The sequence below is a fragment of the Pseudomonas sp. MDT2-39-1 genome, assembly GCF_054898085.1.
This window is the reverse complement of the sequence record NZ_CM142716.1, coordinates 5,806,887-5,826,647: the sequence shown is the minus strand read 5'-3', so window position 1 is coordinate 5,826,647 and position 19,761 is coordinate 5,806,887. Positions and strand designations below refer to the sequence as shown.

Here is a 19,761-nt window from a genome sequence, read left to right as displayed (position 1 = left end):
CGTCATGCCTTTTCGAATCCTGCCATTGCTCTTGCTCTTGCTCTTGCTCGCTGCGATGGGCGTGGTGATCGCCGCCGAGGTCAACTACCCGCTCGATGCACCCGGGCCGGACGGGCGCCGGCCCGGCGACACCCTGACCCAGAGCCTGCCGGCCCCGCCCATCGCCAACGAAGAAAACAGGACCTCAAGCGCGAACGCAACTACCCGGATCAGCCGCCCACCATCCCCCACAGCATTCGCGGTTATCAGATCGATATGAACGGCAACAAGTGTCTGTCCTGTCACAGCCGGGCCAACAGCGCGCGGACGCAGGCGACGATGATCAGCATCACTCACTACATGGACCGTGACGGCCAGCCACTGGCGGCGGTGTCACCGCGCCGATACTTCTGCAACCAATGCCACGTGCCGCAAACAGACGCTGTGCCTCTGGTGGGCACCAGCTTCGAGATCATCGACAAAATACTGCAAGACGACGCCAACGCCGCACAGAAACGCTGAGGAGGCAACATGAAAGCACTGTTCGCCTTGCTCAAGGATTACTGGGGCATTCTGCGTCGTCCGAGCCTCTACTACAGCTTGGGCTTTCTGACGCTGGGGGGCTTTATCGCTGGAATCATTTTCTGGGGCGGTTTCAATACCGCGCTCGAGCTGAGCAATACCGAGAAATTCTGCATTTCCTGCCATGAAATGCGTGACAACGTATTCGTCGAGCTCAAGGATACGATTCATTACACCAACCGTTCCGGCGTACGCGCCAGCTGCCCTGACTGCCACGTGCCCCACGAATGGACGCATAAGATCGCGCGCAAGATGCAGGCTTCAAAGGAGGTTTGGGGCAAGATTTTCGACACCATCGATACCCGCGACAAGTTCCTCACCCTGCGCCGCGAACTGGCCGAACATGAGTGGGCCAGGCTTAAGGCCAACGACTCTCGCGAATGTCGCAACTGCCATAACTTCGAGTTCATGGACTTCACGCGCCAGAGCAAGCGCGCTTCGGCCATGCATTCGACGTCCCTGGCCAACGGTGAGGCCACCTGCATCGACTGTCACAAAGGCATTGCTCACAAGCTGCCCGATATGAGCGGAGTGAAAGGCTGGTAAGAATGAGGCAAATCCGCTGTCGATTCACGACCCGCCGTCAACAAGCCTCACCCTGTGGCAGTCAGACGGTCCAAGCTTTTGACCGCTTGATGAGCGAACATCCATCGGCATCAGAGGCTGGCCGGATTCGTTGTCCAACAGCACAGAACGCGTCTCCTGCACCTCGAACAGAAAACGTTCGCCCCACTGCCTCATGCTGATCACCACCGGAAAGATCTCCCGTCCTTTGTCCGTAAGGACGTACTCCTTGTAGGCGCTTCCGTCTGACGCCGGTCGCACATCGAACACACCGACCTCAACCAGCGCTTTCAGTCGCGAGGCCAGAATATTCTTGGCCACGCCCAAGCTCTTTTGAAATTCGCTGAACCGACGAATGTCGTCAAACGCATCGCGGATGATCATGAGCGACCAACGATCCCCGATCGCATCCAGTGTTCTTGCTACGGGGCATTCGCTGCATTGCGGTGAAGTGCCTTCGACCATCGTATTTACCTTTTGGATAAGGATTGCCTAGTCTGCCGATCAATCTGGTTGCAATTTAAAACTTGATTCAGCAATAATCGAAACAAGTTGTTTATTGAAACCAGTTTAACGCCATGGAGGCGCGCATGACAGCAGACGCCCAACGTTTCTCCCGGCAGCCTTCGCAATTGCCACCTACGGATTCGGGAGAACGCAGCAGGATCGACCGATCTCCGGGGCTTTCTCCGTCGCTCACGTTATTGTTTTCCGTCACCTGCGCACTGGCCGTCGCCAATGTTTACTTCGCCCAACCCTTGCTCGCCTCAATGGCTGAAAGCCTGGGCGTCACCTCAGGATTGATCGGGGTGGTGGTGACGGCCACTCAGGCTGGATACGCGCTGGGATTGCTCTTCATCGTACCGCTGGGCGACAGGGTCAACCGTAAACGGCTGATTTTGACTCAAGTGATGCTGTCTGCAATCGCACTGGCAGCAGTCGGTGCCTCACAGCAATGGCTGGCCCTGCTGGGAGCCATGATCGTGATGGGCTTACTGGCCGTGGTCGTGCAGGTGCTTGTGGCCTATGCCGCCGTGCTGGCCACGCCATCACAACGTGGACAGGCCGTGGGAACCGTCACGAGCGGCGTTGTCCTGGGCATTCTTCTGGCGCGGTTTACCTCTGGGCTGATCGCAGACCTGGCGGGCTGGCGCGCTGTTTACTTCGTTTCCTCAGGATTGATGCTGGTCCTCGCAGCGGTGTTCTGGAAGGTGGTGCCTGCCGCCGTGTCGCCACGCAATCAAGACGCCTACCTGGCGCTCATTCGGTCGCTCTTCAAGCTGTTCCTGACCGAACCGGTTTTGCGGATCAGGGGCCTGCTGGCCTTGCTGATTTTTGCCGCTTTTTCCGTGTTGTGGACGTCCATGGTGCTGCCGTTGAGCGCTCCACCGCTGTCGCTTTCACACACGGCCATCGGCCTGTTTGGCCTGGCCGGCGTCGCCGGTGCCCTGGCTGCCAGAAGAGCCGGTCGCTGGGCCGATCAAGGTTGGGGACAACGAGTGACCGGCCTTTCGCTGGGGCTCCTGACGCTTTCCTGGCTGCCCATCAGTTTTGCCGAGACGTCCCTGATCGCGCTGGTCTTCGGAGTGGTCCTGCTCGACTTCGCGGTGCAAGCCGTACACGTCACCAACCAGAGCCTCATTTTTGCGGCACGACCCGACGCCCAAAGTCGCATGGTCGGCGCCTACATGTGTTTCTACTCGGTCGGCAGCGCGCTGGGGGCGGCAGCCGCGACCCAGGTCTATGCGCTCTGGGGGTGGATGGCAACCAGCCTGCTGGGCGCCTTGATCAGTGCTACCGCTTTGGCGCTGTGGGTTCTTACGAGCCGTGTCTCAACAACCCTTCAAGGAAGATCAACATGAAAGCCAGGCACCTGCTACTCGCCATCTCGATCACTGCCATTTGGGGCTTGAATTTCTCGGTGATCAAACTGGGTCTCACCACCGTTGACCCGCTGATTCTTGCTGGCATTCGCTTCACGCTTTGCGCCCTTCCAGCGATCTTTTTCATTCCGAAACCTGATGTGCAGTGGCGTTACATCATTGGTTACGGTCTGGTCTTCGGTATCGGACTGTGGGGCGTGGTGAACCTTGGCATCAAGTCTGGTCTTTCCGCCGGCATCGCTTCGCTGGTGCTTCAGTTCAGCGCGTTTTTCACCCTTCTGCTGGGCGCTTGGATATTCAAGGAGGCGATCTCCCGCTACCAACTGGCGGGTATCGGTATCGCCTGCTGTGGCTTGTTGAGCATCCTCTCGATTGTTGACGGAACCGTCACCACGGCCGGGCTGATCCTGGTGCTGCTGGGAGCGGTCGCCTGGAGTGCGGCCAACGTGATCAACAAAAAAGCCAGGACCACTCAGGTCTTCGCGTTCCTGGTGTGGTCCAGCGCGTTTTCGCCCCTCCCTCTTTTCGCGCTTGATTACGCAGTCAACGGCTCGACGGGTTACAGCGCCTTGGTGAATCAACTCGACTGTCGCGCCGTCCTGTCGATCCTGTTCCAGGTATACCCCAACACCCTGTTCGGCTATTGGGTGTGGAATTCACTGCTGAAACGATACCCCGTGTCTACCGTCGCGCCATTGTCGTTATTGGTACCGGTATTCGGACTGCTTGGTTCAATGATGATTTTCAATGAGAGCCTGTCACTCAACAAAATCGTCGCCGTCGTTCTCATCGTGTCGGGTCTTGGGGTTGGTTTGTACGGACAGCGTGTACTCGGTGCGGTGCTGAGGCGTTCTGACCGATGTTCATCGTGATGTAAAAGCACGAGTTGGAGACCTTCTGAAAAGAAATCGGCCAACAGCAATTCATGCCCCCTGCCGGTGATGAGTCTCCGGTAATAACTTCCGCACTTAATGGCGGCTGTGTATTATCAGCGCGGGCCGATGCTGCCCGCCGCTCGCTTCCGAAAGGAAAGGTGAAAGCATTTCTTCTCCCCCCAAATCCTGTCGCATCTCTTGAGAGTCGAGGTTTGGCAACGCGAGCACCAGAATGCCTCGGCTACAGGAGGAACGATGTTTTCAATCGAACAAGCCAAGCCGATGGCCAAGAGGCTGCGTGCCTCGCTTGAGGCGCGCAATCAAGAGGCGTCTCACTCAACCGCGCTTGAACTGGTAGCGCACCAACTGGGCTACAAGGACTGGAACACCGCGTCTGCGATGCTTCCCCAGGCACCTGCCCAACCCGCCATTACATTCGACAAAGCCATCCCGATATTGCGGATGTTTGATGAAACCAAGGCACGCGAGTTCTATCTTGATTTTCTAGGGTTCAGCGTCGAATTCGAGCACCGGTTCGAAGCAGACCTGCCGCTGTACCTGGGAATCAGCCGAAACGGTTTGCAGCTTCATCTTTCCGAACATCATGGCGATGCGAGCCCTGGATCGACGATATTTGTCCCGATGCAAAATATCGAACTGCTGCGCGACGAACTACACAGCAAACGCTATGGGTACGGACGGCCAGATATTGTTCAGCAAGGCTGGGGGCAAGTGCTGGAAGTCTATGACCCATTCGGCAATCGAATCCGGTTCTGCCAAAGCTGATCCTGCTTGGCGGACTGGGTGACCCAGTCCGCTTCACGACCTGAAGAAGTCAGTCAATCCTGATACTTGTCCTATCCTTCTAACCAACCCACAACGTTGGACTTTGCCATGCCCGCCCCCGAATCCACCCTCCTCGACAGCTGGCACCACAACGCCCACGCCTGGATCGAAGCCATCCGCAGCGGCGCCATCGAAAGCCGCCTCACGGTGACCGACCAGGCCATCCTGTTGGCGGTGCTCGGTCGCCAGCCGGAGCGCGTGCTCGACCTGGGTTGCGGCGAAGGCTGGCTGTTGCGTGCGCTGGCTAAACGGGGCATCACGGCAGTCGGCGTGGATGGCGATGCGACGCTGGTCGAGGCGGCGCGGGTGGCGGGTTCTTCGCGGGTGCATGTGGCGAGCTATGACGAATTGGTGGAGGCGAAGGTAGACATCGGCCGCGACTACAACCTGATCTGCGCCAACTTCGCGTTGCTGCACCAGGACATCATCCCGCTGCTCGCCGCCATGAACGCCCTGCTCGCCCCTGGCGGTGCGCTGGTGATCCAGACGCTGCATCCGTGGACTGCGGCGGCGGGCGACTACCAGGATGGCTGGAGGGAAGAGACCTTTGTCGGGTTCAAGGGCCAGTGGCAACCCATGCCGTGGTATTTCCGCACCTTGTCCAGTTGGCTGAATGCGCTGGACATGGCTGGTTTCCGGTTGGCCGGCCTGCAGGAACCGCAGCACCCGCAAAGCCAGATGCCGCAGTCGATGCTGTTGGTGGCCGAGCCGCGGCGGTGAGTGTGGGCTAAGCGCTGTTCAGACCGTCGATTGAACAACCGCGGCCCGCCGCCCCTTGAACGCCAGCGCAAAGCAGAAAATATCACCAGGGCGAACCCGGCAGGGAACGACCAGATGCTCTTCCAGTCATGGCTGCCCGTCAGCGCAAAGTGGTCGGTCACCTGCCCTGCGACCCAGAATCCGATCAGCATGCCCAGGCCGTAGGTTGCCAAAGTAATCAGGCCTTGGGCCGAGCTTCTGAAGCGTTCCGGTGCTTTGGCGTCGGTGTAGATCTGGCCGGACACGAAGAAGAAGTCGTAGCAGATGCCGTGCAAGGCGATGCCAGTAAACAGCATGAATGTCAGGTCGCCGTTGTTACCGTAGGCGAACAGCAGGTACCGCACGGTTCGCCGATGGATTGCGACTGGCCGGATTACCCGAGTGACCGCGACCCGATTGCAGCGTTAAAATCCGCCAGGTTTGGTTTACATGTTTGAGGAAGACCCCGTTTTGTCCAGTCTCGACACTTCTCTGCAAGACTCCGCTGCGCCTGAAGGCGTTTGTTATGGCTGCGGCAGCAACAATCCGCACGGGCTCCACATCAAGAGCTTCTGGCATGAGGACGGCGTGCATGTCATGGCCGAGCACGTGCCGGATGCCATGTACTGCGGCTGGCCGGATCTGGTGTACGGCGGGTTGATCGCGATGCTGGTGGACTGTCATTCAAACTGGACGGCGATGGCTTATCACTACCGTATGGAAAATCGCGAAGTCGCCAGCCTCCCCCGCATCAATTGCGTCACCGGCAACCTTGGCATCAAGTTCATCAAACCGACACCGATGGGCGTACCGCTGACCCTGCGTGCCAGAGTGGAAGGCGATGTCGGGCGCAAAACCCGTGTCATCTGCGAGGTCTACGCCGGGGACATGCTCACGGCTGTTGGAGACTCCGTTTTTGTTCGCGTGGATACCGAGCAACTGGCGGCGGTTGCGCATAATCGGTAGGCCCCGCGGCCCTGGCAGTGTCCCAGGCATCAAACCGATAGGCCCTCGAATTGACTGTCAGACCCTGCGCGTGGAGCAATACCCCACAATGAGCTGAGTGACCGCTGCCACCATCGCCTGATCCGCGTCAGGCGAGGTGAACAACCGACATTGCGCATCCGGCAACTCCGGCAACCCCTGTTCTACCCCAAGAACCGTCAGTCCCTGACCCAACTGACTGAACGGCATGGGCGCTACCGCGAAGCCTGCCAGTGCTGCCGCCCGCAACCCGGTCGTGCTGCTGCATAACATCGCCGTGCGTTGGGCGATCCCCGCCTGAGCCAGCCTCGTCAGCGCTGCCTCGCGATAAGGGCACGGCTCGGGGAACAGCGCCAGCGACAACGGCGTCGGTAGCCGGGTGACGGGTTGCACCGACCAGGCCCACACCAGCGGTTCTTGCCACAGCAACAGCCCCGCTTCGCTGGTTTCGCACAGAGAACCGATGACCAACTCCAGATGCCCTTGCTTCATCAGCGCCAGTAACGTACCGGGAATGCTCACCTGTACGTCAATCTCCATCCCTGGGTACTGCGCCGCGAAGTCCTGAAAGGTGCGCAGCAATCGAGGCTCGACAAAATCCTCGGACACCCCGATCCGCAGCCGCCCGTGAAACGGCGTACGCGTCAGTTCTGCCCAGGCATCACGGTTCAGCGCAAGGATTGTTCGCGCATAAGAACCCAGGCGTTCGCCATCGGGAGTCAGTTGCTGGGAACGAGTGGTACGGGTCAACAGGGGTTTACCGACCTGTTCCTCCAATCGCCGCACATGGCCACTGACCGCAGACTGAGTCAGGTGCAGTTTTTGGGCTGCACGGCTGAAGCCTTCTTCATCGACGACCGTGATAAATGTTTTGAGCAGCAGGGTATCGAACATAGTTTTATACGTGATTAATAGCGTAATAATTTACGATTTATATTTCAAATTCAACTATGTTGCAATGCCTCGCACTTGCCCTATCCCCACCGCTCGAGGCGCGCCATGACTACTCTTCTGCATATTGAATGCTCTCCACGCAAGCAACGTTCGGCCTCTCTTGAAGTCGCCCGCAGCTTCATTGCGCGTTATCAGGACAACACTCCAGACACCGAAATCATCACGCTCGACCTTTGGAACATGGCGTTGCCGGAGTTCGATGAGCTGGCCATGGAGGCCAAATACGCCGGGCTCAATGGAACGCCCCTGACCACCGCACAACAAGACGCTTGGGACACGCTGAAAGATCTGGCAAGTCACCTGCACCGCTCGGATGTACTGGTGATGTCGGTACCGCTGTGGAATTTCAGCATCCCGTACAAACTCAAGCACTTCATCGACCTGGTGTCGCAGAAGGACATCCTGTTCAGCTTCGACCCGGAGCGCGGCCTGGAAGGCATGCTGATCAACAAAACCGCTGTGGTGATGTACGCCCGTGGTCTGGATTTTTCGGCGCAGTCGAGCACGCCGGCAACGCGCTTCGACTTTCAGAAGCCCTATATTGAAGCCTGGCTGGCATTTGTCGGCGTGACGGATGTGCATTCGGTGATTGTGGAGAAAACCATCATGGGGGAAGACGTCGATCACAGCGCGCGTGAGACCGCGACGCAGCTGGCCAGGAGATTGGCAGACAGTCTTTGTCGCTGACGCGTCAGGGCGTACGCACCTTTCGTTTATACGCTGGCTCTACTACGGTGATTACAAGACCACTTTCCCACCGAGGAGCGCAGTGCATGTCCAGAATCCTCTTTCTGATGCTTGCCGGCCTGGTTCTGTGTACTACCCAGGCGATGGCGGACACCCTCAGGATCAGCGTGATAGGTGCCGGTAAGGTCGGCGGTACGCTTGGCACGCTATGGGTAAAGGCTGGGCACTCGGTGATGTTTTCGTCACGCCACCCCGAGGAACTGACGGACCTGGTCAAGACTGCCGGCCCCAACGCTCAGGCGGGATCGCTCAGTGATGCCGCGGCATGGGGCGAGGTGATCGTATTGAGTGTTCCCTACGGCGCAATGCCGGTGCTGTCCGAACAGCTGAAGGGCAAGCTAGACGGCAAAGTGGTGTTCAGCACCAGCAACCCCTTCAGTGGCCGTGACGCTGAAGTCGGGCGCAAGGCGCTGGATCTGGGCGTCGCCTTGGCGGACCAGCAATATCTGCCCGGAGTACACCTGGCGCGGGCGTTCAACGCCATTGGCTACGCGTCAATGAAAGACCTGTCTGGCAAAGGCAAGGCGATTCCCGTTTTCGCCGACGATGCCCAAGCCCGAGAGCTCGGTGCCCGGTTGGTGCGCGACGCCGGATTTGTATCGGTACTTTCCCCGCTGGCGCGAGCGAATGAAGGTTTGCCGGGCGGCCCGCTCAGCGGCGTCTGGAGTGAGGCCGAACTCCAGCAAGCTGGGCCCTTAGCGAGCAATCCCGGGTTATCGAGTGCTTCATCTGCGACACTCTTGCGGTTGCATCGACCGGTTGAATCCACAGCCGAAGCCCAACAACGTCTAATCTAATAGGACACGACCGCAATCACGCCTCCAGCCTCTTGATACAGGGGAAATGGGATGACCGTTAAAACAGCGCAACAATGCTCGTCATGGGTCATACCCTCCCTGCTCGCCATCAACCTCGCGCTGATCGCGGGATGTGCAGGCAAAACTGCCACTGCCCGCTATTCGACCTCAAGTGTGGGCTCAAGCTGCTACGCAAAAGCCCTACCCACGGCTGGCGAGGGTGGCCTGGCCTGGGGCTCCACCTTGAGCATGGCTCGCAAAAAATCCCTGGATAATTGCATCCGCTACGCTGGCCGATCCGGTGGCACGCCGAATACCTGCCAAGTGGTGTTGGCGGAGTGCAGGAATTGATAGATCGGCAGCGAGGCGGTTCGCTCGGTTCACGGTAGGCAGCAGGATGCGGACGAAGTCACGTCGTGTGGCGGAGGACGCCCGTTCCACCCGTTAAAGACCGGTAACAAGGCGGACGTCCACATCAGGAAAAAATCGAACAAAAGCGGGGAATAAAATCGGTCTTCGGACTTATGCAAATCCAAGGAACGACAGGATAACCACGACGACCACCACCACGCCGACGATATAGATGATGTTGTTCATGAAACCCACCTCTCAACCAGAATAGGACTGCGGCACGAGTGCTTACAACTACACGGTAGTGCACCTTTGCTTGCAATGCCATTCGGCGACACGCGGTCTCATTTTCTCATCAGCAATCTTCGGCCAGAGCGCCCCATCGAAGTCACAAAACTGCCATGCCCGAAAGTTCAAGAGAACAAAAAACGGCCCCTTCTGCCCGACCCCGTCGCCGATAACTTTAGGCTGAACGCACTTTAATCGATTTACACATGAAGACCCGGGCGAACCCGTTTTCCGTTGCTCGTGCGTTTCCTGGTAACCCAGCTTTTTGTAGATCTCTATGTTTTCAAGCATCAGTTGGTGAGTGTAAAGCTTGATGCCATCGCAACCGGTAACCTGCGCATATTCTTCACAGAAAGCCATCAGTGCTTTTCCGATTCCTTTTCCCTTGTGCCTGGGCAGTACGGCGATGTTGTTCAGAAGCAGTTCTGTGCGTTCCCGGCTCAATACCAGTACACCCTGTATCTCTTCATTCTGTTCCAGCACAAAAACGCAGAAATCAGCGACAACCTGCCTATAGTCATCGAGCATAGGGGCCGGCTTTTTACCGATTCGTGGGATGTAAGGTGAATAGGTCTCGTCAACCAGGGCCGCGATGCGCACCGCATCATCCTGTGTGGCCCTGCGAATGTTCGTCTGTTCTTCTTCGCCAATTTATGCATCAAGTGAAGATACACCACCGACAGCTTGCCACTGACCGGACGCTTTAGTTGCAAACCTGCATACGCCCGTACCTGTTTGAATCCGGTAGTCTGCTCTGCCCCAGGCAAGAGGCTCGGTTTCGGAGTCACAATTTCCAACATCGTCTCTGACCAGCCCTTGGCGATCCACTTGGCTTTTTGCTGCTGGGCGTCACGATAAATTGAAGTCGCTCGAATATCCGTTCCCTCTCGTACCGTAAGGACCTGCATAGGGCTAACCAGTACACACTCCTCCACCTTCTCCCGATAACCTCCACCAACATCCGAATGCACACCTGGAACGGATATTTCTGTATGTGCTGGAATGACCGTGCTTAACGCGAAGTTGGCTCGAATTTCATCCCGCGCGGTCAACTGAACCACATCGGTAAAGTACTTTCGATCAAGGTAAAGTTTGATCCCCGGCGCTACCGGGCTCTGGATGTTACCAATGTTTGTGACCCCCGCGACCGAAGGGACGGTATCGAAGAGACCGATAAACCCCATGATAATTTCACTGTTGTACTGACCACCAAAACTGGAGCTGAAGCCCTTAGGGTTGCTACGCAGCACTTCGCCCAAGGGCCCTTGCTTACAACGCACGATTTCATTGGCGAAGTGTCGGGCAGCGGCAGCACCTTGACTGAATCCAAAGGTGTCGAAGGTGAGCGATGTGATCTCACCGTCGGGGTTGCGATCTGTTGCCTCCTTGATCAGTGTTTTCATGGCTTTTGCACCTTCCCCGCGACACCGGCATCTCCCCGCCCCGTGGCCGCGGCCCCCATGCTGTCTTCAGCGCCTGCATCCGTACCGATCCCATCGACATACAAACTGCTAAGTACGAGTTTGGCTGAGCCATCGCTGCCGGCTACTTCCGATGTCGGATAAAGCTCATAGAGCTTGAAGACATTACTGACATCATTCCCATAACTACCTTCAGGATCTGCCATGTAAGGCTTACAACTCGCATCAACATCCGCTGGCTGGATTGGATGATGCGCGCCGCAAAGCAGCCCCGAAGCCGAGTTGCCGGCATTGTTCAGCGTCCCGTCAAAGAACACCCCAATGCGCAGCGCGACCCTGACTTTTCTTTCGCAGGCGCCGGTGCCTTGCCGTGTTTCTCGTATTCCGCCCAGCGTCGGGCATGGATATCGACGGGTTTGGCTTCGTCGTATCGGTAGTTTTTCGGGGGGTTGGGGACGTATCCACTCATTCCTTGATCACCTGGCTCCTTGGTACAGCGGGCGCTGAGGGTGCCACTGTGGATCCATCCAAGCAACGCGTAGCCAGAGGCCATCACCCAAAGGATTTGAACGTCGTCCATCCATTGCCGACGTCGATAGTCACCAGTCGCTGAAGGTGGTTCGGATCGCCTGATCGAAAACCGTGTGGCTGAAGGTGGTTCCGACCGCCTGCTCGAAAGCCGCGCTGCATAAATGAATGGTTTCACCGCAATACTCAAAGAAAAGCCCGGCCTCATCAGCCTAATGCTGTTCACTTAAGCGCGGGCACTCATTTGTGGCGAGGGGATTCAGCGAAACGTCGCACCGCCCCGTTCGGCTGCGAAGCAGTCGTAAATCCACACAACTCGGTCTGTCTGAACGGGCGCAGGGGGCCGCTTCGCAGCCGAACGGGGCGGTGCGACGTTTCGCTGAATCCCCTCGCCACAGGTTCTCGCTCGACTGATGATTGTCTTAAGTGAACAGCATTAGGCTGATGAGGCCGGGCTTTTTCGTGCATAACCGCAAACCCACTATCCATACACATGGATAGTCATGACAGCTTTAACGGCTATTGCTCCTCTATTCAGTCTATTAGCATCAACCAGAGGTAGAAGCCTCTACCGAGTACCGAACTGAACAGAGGAACACAATGAACAAGCCCGAGTTTTTTGTTACGCCCGGTTATGGCGAAACCCTGCTCAACGCTTTGCATTACTCGCAAGCTTTAAAAATTGGCGATCGAGTGGAGACTTCAGGCCAGGGCGGTTGGGATGACGATCTACAGATTCCCGAATCGATCGAGGACGAGATTGCTCAAGCATTTCAAAACCTGGAACGAACACTAGCGACGGCAGGTGCCAGTTGGGAGCATGTGGTCCACGTCAATTCTTACCATGTCGGAGGTTTCCCTCCGATAGTTAATGAGACGATGGCCAGGCTGTATCGCCATTACATGCCCAACCACGCTCCCATCTGGACGCAGTTCGGGGTCGCGGCGCTTGGTCTTCCGACGATGCGTATTGAAATCCGCGTTACCGCCATTGTTCCTTGAGTTTCAATGAGCGGGCGACTCTTCCCTGAATGTCTGAAACACCCAATCGATAAAAACCTTTAGCCGGGCGTTTTGATGGCGATTGGGTGGATAGAGGACATGAAACTGCATGGCGGGTCGAGACCAGTCTTCCAAAACGGCAACTAACTCGCCAGCGTCCAGATGGGGCTGAACAATGCGCCTGAAGTGCTGCCCGATGCCTAGGCCCGCAAGCATCATTTCTTTAAGGCCGTTACCGTCATTCGTCGAAAATGTGCAGCCACCGATTTCGTATCGATGAGTGCCGTGCTTGAAAACCAAGGGTTCCGGTTTACCCGTCGCGGCAAAGAAGTAGCCTGCCTGAACATGATTTGTCTGGAGATCAATGGGGGAAGCAGGCGTACCCATACGTTCGAGGTCCTTGGAACTGCCAGTTGGTCTGCAGCCCGACTGAAAGAGCCTGTGTCCACAACACGTACAAATGCACGCATTGCTAAAAGTTGGTTCACTGTGGTCTACCCGCCTCATGATGAACATGCAGCCGTACTGTCCATGAGTCTGCACAGTCATGACTGAAATCAGTATGTTTGTTCTGCATTTCAGTCTAACTCAGCGGTCGCTCCAAGCGTTGTATGCTTGGCGTCCATCTGTGATACACAACACCTGAATTTGTAAGTCCTGAGTCTGATGAGGTTTTGCTTATGCCCTGCTTCCCACGCATCCCGCAGCTGCTGACCTGCGCCCTGATCGGTTTACTAGCAGGCGGCGCACAGGCAAGCACGCCTGCCCCGGTGCCCGACAGTTTACAACCGCTGCTGGTAACGATGAACGAGCGCCTGAACATTGGTGATCTCGTGGCGCTGACCAAGTGGGACAGTGGTAAACCGATCCAGGACAGCACCCGTGAAGCGCAAGTCATCGCCAATGCCAGGAAGATGGCCGTTAAACGAAAGTTGGACCCGGAACAGGTCGCCGAGTTGATCGCCGCACAGATCGAAGCCAACAAGCTCGTGCAGTACGGGCTGCTCGCTGTTTGGCGGGCGGCCGGCAAGGCGCCTGACACACCGAGGCCGGACCTTGCCAAGCAGATCCGCCCACAGCTGGACGAGCTGCAAAGCCGTCTGCTTCAGCAATACGCCGACTTCGCGCCCTATCGCAAAGACCCGAACTGCCCGACATGGCTGGGTGAGGCGCGAGCCGGCCTGATCAAGGATCAACTGCACGGTCAGGCGTTGATACGCGCTACCGGGGAGTTGTGTGTCGCTGATCAGTGACAGGGCAACGCCGGTTCTGTGCAGCCTTTGACTGCGTCGATAGTCACCATTAACTCAATGAAGCTCTCTTAAAAACTCCGGGGCGTAACATCGCGTCCATACCAAACAACTACACCCTGGAGCACACCCTCATGAAACGCCAAATCCTTCTCAGCATCGCTTTCTCGGTTTTTGCAGTTAACGCTTTCGCCGCTACTTCTGCTCACCCGGTTGTTGCTGAAGGTGGCTCCGACCGTCTGATCGAAAACCGCGTTGCCTGAATGAATGGCTTTACAGCGGTACCCAAAAAGAAGCCCGGCCTAATCAGCCGGGCTTTTTCGTGAGCTACTTTTAGTTCATCCGTATAGCCGCCGTTCAATCTTGGCGGCACTATTGAAGACTTGCGCCAAGCCATCGGGCAACGCTGCATGCGCAACACTGAAGCATTTTACAGAACAACAAAAATACAGGAGTTGAAAATGTCTGAACTGAAACTGCACCCCAACGCCGCACAATCCTTGAACCAATGGCACGAGATGATCAAAAAGGGTGACTTGAGCGCCCTGCCCGGTTTGTTGGACCCACACGCAGTATTCCGCTCGCCGATGGCCCACACGCCCTACCCGGGAGCGGCCGTGGTATCGATGATTCTCAACACGGTCATCGAAGTGTTTGAGGATTTTGTTTACCACCGGGAATTGTCGACAGCGGACGGCTTGAGCGTCGTGCTGGAGTTCAGCGCCAAAGTCAGCGGTAAAGAGTTAAAGGGCATCGACATGATCCGGTTCAATGAACAAGGAAAAATCGTTGAGTTCGAGGTGATGGTCCGCCCATTCAGCGCCTTGCAAGCGTTGGGCGAGCAGATGGGACAACGCCTTGGCGCGTATCTGGCGGCCAGCAAAGCCTGATTGCGTTGTATCGTTTGGGCGAGGTACTCGGGCAACCCGAGCACCTCGTTCACAAGGCCACCGCTATGACCAGGGATGAGCAGGATGTCTCTAATCTGCTCAGACGCATAGCCCGCCGAATTCAGACCCCCATCAGCTTACCGCCATCACCGAACAACACCTGGCGAACTGATTGTCGGGTTACCCCCCCTTGGTTCCCGGATCCCGGACTATCCTTTCAGGCGGTCGCTGCACCTGCCTTGCTCGCGCTGCGACACCCAAACAGCCAAACAGCCAAACCCCCGTGTCTCTTGATCTGGAGGTATCCCATGAGCGACAGCACCGAAGTCACGTCCTTCATTGGCTGGGCCGCAACGGCGGCCGGCGCGCCACTGGAGCGGCTGCGAGGTCACGGCGTTTACCTCGTCGTTGAACAAGACGGACGAAGCCCGACGCCTGGGCGCGCACAACGTCGTTGCGCCGACCGACAGCGACGCACTGAACGCGATTGCCGGCACCCTGGATTTCCTGCTGGTGACCGCCAACGCCAACCTCGACTGGACGGCCATGCTTGCCACCCTGCGCGGCAAGGGTCGCCTGCATTTTGTCGGCATCGTGCCCGACGCCATTCCAGTGCATGTGTTCAACCTGATTCCCCAACAAAAGACCTTGTCGGCCTCGCCGGTCGGCTCGCCGAGTAATACCGCGACCATGCTGGAATTCTGCGCACGTCATCAGATCCTGCCGCAGGTCGAGCTCTTTCCCATGAGTCGGATCAACGAAGCGATCGAACACCTGCGCAGCGGCAAGGCGCGTTACCGCGTTGTGCTGGATGCGAGCCGAGCGGCAGTGGTTGTGCTTGAACGACCGACATTGCTGCACATGCGACAAGAAGGGTTGTCAGGCAAGCGGTTTTCATAATGTTCGGAACCATGAGAGGCACCTGAAAAAAAATATCCTCTCTAATGTAGTTGTAGCCTCCTGTTGTGATAATGCCGCTGATGCGCATTTCAGTTGATACGCTATGTAATCAATTCACTACGTTAGGCGTTCGTTTCAAACGTCACGGACTGAGGCAAAAAGAACTCGGATTCATTTACGCTTCGAGAAGTAGATACGGGTGGAGTCATGGCCGTGGTCGCAGTAATTTGAAATGCACCGCATTGCTCGACAGAATAGTCGCCCCGATCCGGTCCAAGGTGCGGGACATTCGTGGTGAAAAGGAACTGCAGTTGAACGAACAGACATTGTCCATGCGCCTGGAGCGCGTGGCGGCGCATGTGCCCGCAGGTGCGCGCCTGGCCGACATCGGCTCGGATCACGGCTACCTGCCCGTGGCGTTGATGCGCCGTGGCGCCATCGCGGCGGCGGTCGCCGGCGAAGTGGCATTGACGCCGTTCCGCTCGGCCGAACGCACCGTGCGCGAAAGCGGCCTGGAGCAGCAAGTCACTGTGCGCCTGGCCAATGGCCTGGCGGCGATCGAGCCGGCAGACGGGATCACGGCGATCAGCATCTGCGGCATGGGCGGCGAGACCATCCGCGACATCCTCGACAGCGGCAAAACGCGCCTGAGCGGCAAGGAGCGCCTGATCCTGCAGCCCAACGGCGGCGAGCAGCCACTGCGCCAATGGCTGATGGAAAATGACTACCGCATCCTCTGCGAGGAGCTGCTGCGGGAAAACTGCTTCGACTACGAAATCATCGTCGCCGAACGCGCCGGACCGGTGATGTACACCGCCGAGGAGCTGTACTTCGGCCCGTTGCAGATGCAGGCACGCAGCCCCGCGTTCCTGGTCAAGTGGCAGCGCATACTGCGCCACAAGCAGCAGACCCTGACCCACTTCGCCCGGGCGCGGCAGACCGTGCCCGAGGAGAAGATGCAGGACGTCGCCCGGCAGGCCCGGTGGATCACCGAGTTGCTGGCTTGAAACGGGTTTAGGATTAGTACGAACAGTCGCCGAGCGGCGATCAGGCAAGCATCATTCAAGAATTTTCAAGCTGAGCAAAAAACATGAATCGTCAAAAAAAGATCAAGCAGTTATTAAAGGCTCACGCCAAAAAGGCCAGTGCCAAATTGGCACCGGCAAGCAAGTCCAAATACATCAGTAAAGCGGACCGATTGAAACTCGCGGCTGAATCCAGTGACGACTCAATCATTCCCCTTGAGAGCTGATCTACCTGAACGGCCACTAATCGTAGAACGGCTCAACCGACACGCGACTGCCGACAAAAAAACTATCGGCAACCAGTCGCAGCGGCTGGAGGTCCAGGTCACTGGCCTTGTCGCGAATCAGCTGTTGGAAATGTCGATACACTGCCGCGTACTCGCCCTCCTCCGATACGGCCTGGCGCACGCCGTCGATACTCAGCAGTGCGCCACCGTTGTCCAGTCGCAGGATGCCTTCGGTGCACCGAATCTCAATACTCCAGAGTTCGTCATGACCGTGGTCGAAGTCGAACTCCGCGCGGACATCGAGGTGACGCGCGTCAGACATTTTGATGGAAGCGGCAATTGGCGACTGGCAGTTATTGGGGACTCGCAGTTCGGCAGACTCGACAAACAGCGGTAGCGCCAGCAGATGGGTTGCAATCGACAACGCATTGATACCGGGATCGAACACACCCAGGCCTCCGGGTTGCCAGATCCATGCCTGGCCGGGGTGCCATTTGCACACGTCCTCCTTCCAGTCGATCTGTACGCTTTGCAGGGTGCGGGTGGCCAGCCAGTCAAGGGCGGCTTCGATGCCGGGGGCGTAGCGTGAATGCCAGGCGAACAAACCGCTGACGCCTTGCTCCTCTGCCTGACTCACCAATGCCATCGCTTCACCCAATGTGGCGCACGGCGGCTTTTCTACCAGTACGTGTTTGCCAGCTGCCAACGCTTGTTGCACCAGCGCGAAACGTCCTTGCGGCGGTGTGCAGAACGCAATCGCATCAACGTACGGGCCGTTTTCGAGCAACTCGCTCAAGGACTGAAAGTTCTCTACCCCGGCGCAGGGTTGCCCTTGTGTTGCGACAGACACCAACTGGAACGCGGGGTTGGCGTTGATCGCGGGGACGTGTTGATCCTGGGCAATCTTGCCGTAGCCGAAGGTGACGACCGTCCTGACTCAACAACGCCCCGTACATGTCCGGGCGGCGGTCGCGGTAGATGCCCCAACTCAGGCGTTCTTCGCGAATGACGGCCAGGTCCAGGCTGTGCACCAGCACGCCGCTGCTGTCGCGATCGGCCTCGGCGAGCAACTTGCCCTTGTGGTTGCAGACAAACGACAAGCCGTAGAAGCTCATCTGCAAGTCCGGATCGGTGGTCGCCACTTCCTGGCCGACGCGCTTGGACGCCACCACCGGCAGGATGTTGGCGGCGGCATGGCCGCGCATGGTCATCTGCCAGTGGTCACGGGAGTCCAGCACTGCGCAACCCGGTTCAGAGCCGATGGCGGTGGGAAACAGCAAGACTTCCGCCCCCATCAATGCCAGCCAGCGGGTGGTTTCAGGGAACCACTGATCCCAGCAGATCCCCACACCGATGCGCCCGAACGCCGTGTCCCAGACACGAAAACCGGTGTCGCCGAGGCTGAAGTATTCCTTCTCCTGATAACCGATGGCGTTGGGGATGTGAGTCTTGCGATACACCCCCAGCAAGCGCCCGTCGGCATCGGCCACGCTCAGGGAATTGAAGTAGGCATTGCCGGCCTTTTCGTACCAGCTCAGTGGCAGCACCACGCCCAATTCCTTGGCCAACGCGGCAAAGCGTTTAAGTACGCCGCTGTATCGGTATTCTTCGGCCAACGCCAAATGCTTATGGCTTTGTTCGATGCAGAAATACGGCGTGGCGAACAGCTCTTGCAACAGGATGACCTGGGCGCCCTTCGCCGCCGCTTCACGGACTAATTGCTCGGCCTGATCGAGGTTGTGCGGCAAGTCCCAGGTGCAAGGCATCTGGGTGGTGGCAATCGTCAACAGGGTCATGGCATCACTCCTGCAATGGCCAGGCCGGCTGCTGCTGGGTGATGCAATGCACCCCGCCGCCGCCATGGGCAAGGTGATTGATCCGCACCGGCACCACCTCGCGGCCCGGGAACGCCTGAGCCAACACCTCGACGGCCGCGTTGTCGGCGTCGATGCCGTAGGCCGGCATGATGATCGCGTTGTTGGCGATGTAGAAATTGGTGTACGAGGCGCAGAACACTTCAGCTTCAGTGTCCACGGCATCGGTGGCTTCATAGAGCTCGATCAGCTCGAACTTGCGCCCTTGGGCATCGGTGGCCAGTTCCAGCGCGCGACGGTTTTCCCGTGCAACTTCGGCGTACACAGAGTGCTTGTCGTGGGTGGCGTCCACCAGCAACACGCCGGGACGTGCAAAGGCACAGACGCCATCAACGTGGCCGTCTGTCATGTCGCCCGTCACGTAATCCGGATCACCTGGCAGCCAGATGGTTTTTTTCACGCCCAACAAACGGGTGAAAATCTCCTCGATCTCGGCCTTGGTCATGCCCGGGTTGCGATTGGGGTTGAGCAACACCGACTCGGTGGTGATCAGCGTGCCCTCGCCGTCGACATGAATCGCGCCGCCTTCGTTACTCAGTGGGGTGCCGAAACACGGCACGCCGAGGCGATTGAGTGCGCGACGCGCCAGGCTTTCGTCCAGGTTGTGCAGCGACTTGCCACCCCAGGCATTGAAGCGCCAGCTCACCCCGGCCAGGCCGTGTTGCGGATGACAAACGAAGCTCGGGCCGGAGTCCCGACACCAACTGTCGTTGACCGCCAACGGGATCAGTTCGATGTTGGGTCCACACAGCGCTTTGGCACTCGCGACAGCCGACGGATCGACCACCATTTTCACCGGTTCGAACCGGGCAATGGCGTTGGCCACCCGAGCGAAATCTTCCTGCACCAACGGCAAGGTAACGCCCCAACCCGACTCCCAGAGCGCCTGATTGTGCGGCCAGACCATCCAGGTCGCCGCGTGCTTGACCCACTCTGCCGGCATCCACCAGCCACTGTTTTGAAGTTCGCTCTGCTGCATGATAAAAGCCCTTCAGTTAAGCCATTGTGTTCAATGAAAACTGCCTTGGCGGTCTTGGTATGCATGCTACGGCTGTA

At 57.8% G+C, this 19,761-nt stretch carries 22 protein-coding genes and 6 pseudogenes; 18 read left to right on the top strand and 10 right to left on the bottom strand.

Annotated features, from left to right (window positions below; all coding sequences use genetic code 11):
- The first annotated feature begins 4 nt into the window (after positions 1-4).
- A pseudogene (locus ACYZTM_RS27065) lies at positions 5-501 on the top strand (nitrate reductase cytochrome c-type subunit).
- Between the two features lie 9 nt (positions 502-510).
- Positions 511-1,107, top strand: a complete 597-nt coding sequence (locus ACYZTM_RS27060; protein WP_131063462.1) for a cytochrome c3 family protein — start codon at positions 511-513, stop codon at positions 1,105-1,107.
- Positions 1,108-1,131: 24 nt separating this feature from the next.
- Here the strand turns inward: ACYZTM_RS27060 and ACYZTM_RS27055 are convergent, their stop codons facing one another.
- Positions 1,132-1,590, bottom strand: a complete 459-nt coding sequence (locus ACYZTM_RS27055) for a winged helix-turn-helix transcriptional regulator (RefSeq protein WP_131063461.1) — start codon at positions 1,588-1,590, stop codon at positions 1,132-1,134.
- A 125-nt stretch (positions 1,591-1,715) separates the two neighbouring features.
- Here ACYZTM_RS27055 and ACYZTM_RS27050 point away from each other — a divergent pair, with 125 nt between their 5' ends.
- From ACYZTM_RS27050 to ACYZTM_RS27035, 4 genes are all read left to right on the top strand, one after another.
- Entirely contained in the window at positions 1,716-2,987 is a 1,272-nt protein-coding gene (locus ACYZTM_RS27050; RefSeq protein ID WP_461985613.1) for an MFS transporter, read from the top strand.
- Positions 2,984-3,880 carry an EamA family transporter gene (locus tag ACYZTM_RS27045; RefSeq protein ID WP_461985611.1) on the top strand — a complete coding sequence of 299 codons (897 nt, stop codon included), beginning with the start codon at positions 2,984-2,986 and terminating at the stop codon, positions 3,878-3,880. Before ACYZTM_RS27050 ends, ACYZTM_RS27045 begins: the two co-directional genes overlap by 4 nt.
- A 258-nt stretch (positions 3,881-4,138) precedes the next feature.
- Entirely contained in the window at positions 4,139-4,669 is a 531-nt protein-coding gene (locus ACYZTM_RS27040; RefSeq protein WP_461985609.1) for a glyoxalase superfamily protein, read from the top strand.
- A gap of 108 nt (positions 4,670-4,777) precedes the next feature.
- Complete coding sequence (locus ACYZTM_RS27035; RefSeq protein ID WP_461989233.1) at positions 4,778-5,449, top strand: class I SAM-dependent methyltransferase; 672 nt, start codon at positions 4,778-4,780, stop codon at positions 5,447-5,449.
- Positions 5,450-5,467: 18 nt separating this feature from the next.
- Here ACYZTM_RS27035 and ACYZTM_RS27030 read toward each other — a convergent pair.
- Positions 5,468-5,832: pseudogene (locus ACYZTM_RS27030) on the bottom strand (MFS transporter); the annotation flags it as partial.
- A 106-nt stretch (positions 5,833-5,938) separates the two neighbouring features.
- On the opposite strand from ACYZTM_RS27030, the gene ACYZTM_RS27025 reads away from it, so the two are divergent.
- The gene (locus ACYZTM_RS27025; protein WP_461989231.1) at positions 5,939-6,433 is read left to right on the top strand and encodes a PaaI family thioesterase; all 495 of its coding nucleotides are present in this window, start codon (positions 5,939-5,941) and stop codon (positions 6,431-6,433) included.
- Positions 6,434-6,490: 57 nt separating this feature from the next.
- Here the strand turns inward: ACYZTM_RS27025 and ACYZTM_RS27020 are convergent, their stop codons facing one another.
- Complete coding sequence (locus ACYZTM_RS27020) at positions 6,491-7,345, bottom strand: LysR family transcriptional regulator (protein WP_461985607.1); 855 nt, start codon at positions 7,343-7,345, stop codon at positions 6,491-6,493.
- Positions 7,346-7,450: 105 nt separating this feature from the next.
- Here ACYZTM_RS27020 and ACYZTM_RS27015 point away from each other — a divergent pair, with 105 nt between their 5' ends.
- From ACYZTM_RS27015 to ACYZTM_RS27005, 3 genes are all read left to right on the top strand, one after another.
- Positions 7,451-8,092 carry an FMN-dependent NADH-azoreductase gene (locus ACYZTM_RS27015; RefSeq protein ID WP_461985605.1) on the top strand — a complete coding sequence of 214 codons (642 nt, stop codon included), beginning with the start codon at positions 7,451-7,453 and terminating at the stop codon, positions 8,090-8,092.
- A gap of 86 nt (positions 8,093-8,178) precedes the next feature.
- Positions 8,179-8,949, top strand: coding sequence for an NADPH-dependent F420 reductase (locus ACYZTM_RS27010; protein ID WP_131063453.1), 771 nt, complete (start codon positions 8,179-8,181; stop codon positions 8,947-8,949).
- A 51-nt stretch (positions 8,950-9,000) separates the two neighbouring features.
- Positions 9,001-9,300 carry a hypothetical protein gene (locus ACYZTM_RS27005; protein ID WP_131063452.1) on the top strand — a complete coding sequence of 100 codons (300 nt, stop codon included), beginning with the start codon at positions 9,001-9,003 and terminating at the stop codon, positions 9,298-9,300.
- A 294-nt stretch (positions 9,301-9,594) separates the two neighbouring features.
- On the opposite strand, the gene ACYZTM_RS27000 is transcribed toward ACYZTM_RS27005, so the two are convergent.
- The 3 genes from ACYZTM_RS27000 to ACYZTM_RS26990 are packed head-to-tail and all read right to left on the bottom strand — an operon-like array spanning position 9,595 to position 11,326.
- Complete coding sequence (locus ACYZTM_RS27000) at positions 9,595-10,116, bottom strand: GNAT family N-acetyltransferase (protein WP_305955883.1); 522 nt, start codon at positions 10,114-10,116, stop codon at positions 9,595-9,597.
- Entirely contained in the window at positions 10,029-10,991 is a 963-nt protein-coding gene (locus ACYZTM_RS26995; protein ID WP_371928447.1) for a DUF2235 domain-containing protein, read from the bottom strand. The genes ACYZTM_RS27000 and ACYZTM_RS26995 overlap by 88 nt, the downstream gene beginning before the upstream one ends.
- Complete coding sequence (locus ACYZTM_RS26990) at positions 10,988-11,326, bottom strand: hypothetical protein (protein WP_371928446.1); 339 nt, start codon at positions 11,324-11,326, stop codon at positions 10,988-10,990. Before ACYZTM_RS26990 ends, ACYZTM_RS26995 begins: the two co-directional genes overlap by 4 nt.
- Before the next feature lie 288 nt (positions 11,327-11,614).
- Here ACYZTM_RS26990 and ACYZTM_RS26985 point away from each other — a divergent pair.
- Both ACYZTM_RS26985 and ACYZTM_RS26980 read left to right on the top strand, forming a co-directional pair.
- A pseudogene (locus ACYZTM_RS26985) lies at positions 11,615-11,701 on the top strand (phage infection protein); the annotation flags it as partial.
- A gap of 436 nt (positions 11,702-12,137) precedes the next feature.
- On the top strand, positions 12,138-12,539 hold the full coding sequence (locus tag ACYZTM_RS26980; protein ID WP_461985601.1) for a RidA family protein: 402 nt from the start codon (positions 12,138-12,140) through the stop codon (positions 12,537-12,539).
- A gap of 3 nt (positions 12,540-12,542) precedes the next feature.
- Here the strand turns inward: ACYZTM_RS26980 and ACYZTM_RS26975 are convergent, their stop codons facing one another.
- Positions 12,543-12,926, bottom strand: coding sequence for a LysR substrate-binding domain-containing protein (locus ACYZTM_RS26975; protein WP_461985599.1), 384 nt, complete (start codon positions 12,924-12,926; stop codon positions 12,543-12,545).
- 293 nt (positions 12,927-13,219) lie between these two features.
- Here ACYZTM_RS26975 and ACYZTM_RS26970 point away from each other — a divergent pair, with 293 nt between their 5' ends.
- From ACYZTM_RS26970 to ACYZTM_RS26945, 6 genes and pseudogenes are all read left to right on the top strand, one after another.
- Entirely contained in the window at positions 13,220-13,792 is a 573-nt protein-coding gene (locus ACYZTM_RS26970; RefSeq protein WP_461985597.1) for a chorismate mutase, read from the top strand.
- Positions 13,793-13,923: 131 nt separating this feature from the next.
- Positions 13,924-14,049, top strand: a pseudogene (locus ACYZTM_RS26965) (phage infection protein); the annotation flags it as partial.
- Positions 14,050-14,250: 201 nt separating this feature from the next.
- A complete protein-coding gene (locus ACYZTM_RS26960; protein ID WP_131063299.1) occupies positions 14,251-14,679 on the top strand; it encodes a nuclear transport factor 2 family protein in 429 nt (142 codons plus the stop codon).
- A gap of 378 nt (positions 14,680-15,057) precedes the next feature.
- A pseudogene (locus ACYZTM_RS26955) lies at positions 15,058-15,501 on the top strand (zinc-binding dehydrogenase); the annotation flags it as partial.
- A gap of 389 nt (positions 15,502-15,890) precedes the next feature.
- Positions 15,891-16,586 (top strand): tRNA (adenine(22)-N(1))-methyltransferase, encoded by a 696-nt coding sequence (locus ACYZTM_RS26950; RefSeq protein WP_256657013.1) that lies wholly within the window; start codon positions 15,891-15,893, stop codon positions 16,584-16,586.
- Positions 16,587-16,669: 83 nt separating this feature from the next.
- Positions 16,670-16,831 (top strand): DUF2986 domain-containing protein, encoded by a 162-nt coding sequence (locus tag ACYZTM_RS26945; RefSeq protein ID WP_461985594.1) that lies wholly within the window; start codon positions 16,670-16,672, stop codon positions 16,829-16,831.
- Between the two features lie 16 nt (positions 16,832-16,847).
- On the opposite strand, the gene ACYZTM_RS26940 is transcribed toward ACYZTM_RS26945, so the two are convergent.
- The 3 genes and pseudogenes from ACYZTM_RS26940 to ACYZTM_RS26930 form a co-directional block, all read right to left on the bottom strand.
- A complete protein-coding gene (locus ACYZTM_RS26940; RefSeq protein ID WP_131063301.1) occupies positions 16,848-17,735 on the bottom strand; it encodes a Gfo/Idh/MocA family protein in 888 nt (295 codons plus the stop codon).
- A 4-nt stretch (positions 17,736-17,739) separates the two neighbouring features.
- Positions 17,740-18,627 (bottom strand): annotated as a pseudogene (gene aguB / locus ACYZTM_RS26935) (N-carbamoylputrescine amidase); the annotation flags it as partial.
- Between the two features lie 4 nt (positions 18,628-18,631).
- Positions 18,632-19,684 (bottom strand): agmatine deiminase family protein, encoded by a 1,053-nt coding sequence (locus ACYZTM_RS26930; RefSeq protein ID WP_461985592.1) that lies wholly within the window; start codon positions 19,682-19,684, stop codon positions 18,632-18,634.
- Positions 19,685-19,761 lie beyond the last annotated feature (77 nt).

What these genes read in the sequence shown, in the direction of transcription:
- ACYZTM_RS27000 (WP_305955883.1), bottom strand. Translation starts at nt 10,116, where the DNA reads ATGCTCGATGACTATAGGCAGGTTGTCGCTGATTTCTGCGTTTTTGTG.
- ACYZTM_RS27035 (WP_461989233.1), top strand. Translation starts at nt 4,778, where the DNA reads ATGCCCGCCCCCGAATCCACCCTCCTCGACAGCTGGCACCACAACGCC.
- ACYZTM_RS26930 (WP_461985592.1), bottom strand. Translation starts at nt 19,684, where the DNA reads ATGCAGCAGAGCGAACTTCAAAACAGTGGCTGGTGGATGCCGGCAGAG.
- ACYZTM_RS26970 (WP_461985597.1), top strand. Translation starts at nt 13,220, where the DNA reads ATGCCCTGCTTCCCACGCATCCCGCAGCTGCTGACCTGCGCCCTGATC.
- ACYZTM_RS26945 (WP_461985594.1), top strand. Translation starts at nt 16,670, where the DNA reads ATGAATCGTCAAAAAAAGATCAAGCAGTTATTAAAGGCTCACGCCAAA.
- ACYZTM_RS26975 (WP_461985599.1), bottom strand. Translation starts at nt 12,926, where the DNA reads ATGGGTACGCCTGCTTCCCCCATTGATCTCCAGACAAATCATGTTCAG.
- ACYZTM_RS26960 (WP_131063299.1), top strand. Translation starts at nt 14,251, where the DNA reads ATGTCTGAACTGAAACTGCACCCCAACGCCGCACAATCCTTGAACCAA.
- ACYZTM_RS27045 (WP_461985611.1), top strand. Translation starts at nt 2,984, where the DNA reads ATGAAAGCCAGGCACCTGCTACTCGCCATCTCGATCACTGCCATTTGG.
- ACYZTM_RS27015 (WP_461985605.1), top strand. Translation starts at nt 7,451, where the DNA reads ATGACTACTCTTCTGCATATTGAATGCTCTCCACGCAAGCAACGTTCG.
- ACYZTM_RS27050 (WP_461985613.1), top strand. Translation starts at nt 1,716, where the DNA reads ATGACAGCAGACGCCCAACGTTTCTCCCGGCAGCCTTCGCAATTGCCA.
- ACYZTM_RS27005 (WP_131063452.1), top strand. Translation starts at nt 9,001, where the DNA reads ATGACCGTTAAAACAGCGCAACAATGCTCGTCATGGGTCATACCCTCC.
- ACYZTM_RS27040 (WP_461985609.1), top strand. Translation starts at nt 4,139, where the DNA reads ATGTTTTCAATCGAACAAGCCAAGCCGATGGCCAAGAGGCTGCGTGCC.
- ACYZTM_RS27010 (WP_131063453.1), top strand. Translation starts at nt 8,179, where the DNA reads ATGTCCAGAATCCTCTTTCTGATGCTTGCCGGCCTGGTTCTGTGTACT.
- ACYZTM_RS26995 (WP_371928447.1), bottom strand. Translation starts at nt 10,991, where the DNA reads ATGAAAACACTGATCAAGGAGGCAACAGATCGCAACCCCGACGGTGAG.
- ACYZTM_RS26980 (WP_461985601.1), top strand. Translation starts at nt 12,138, where the DNA reads ATGAACAAGCCCGAGTTTTTTGTTACGCCCGGTTATGGCGAAACCCTG.
- ACYZTM_RS27060 (WP_131063462.1), top strand. Translation starts at nt 511, where the DNA reads ATGAAAGCACTGTTCGCCTTGCTCAAGGATTACTGGGGCATTCTGCGT.
- ACYZTM_RS27055 (WP_131063461.1), bottom strand. Translation starts at nt 1,590, where the DNA reads ATGGTCGAAGGCACTTCACCGCAATGCAGCGAATGCCCCGTAGCAAGA.
- ACYZTM_RS27020 (WP_461985607.1), bottom strand. Translation starts at nt 7,345, where the DNA reads ATGTTCGATACCCTGCTGCTCAAAACATTTATCACGGTCGTCGATGAA.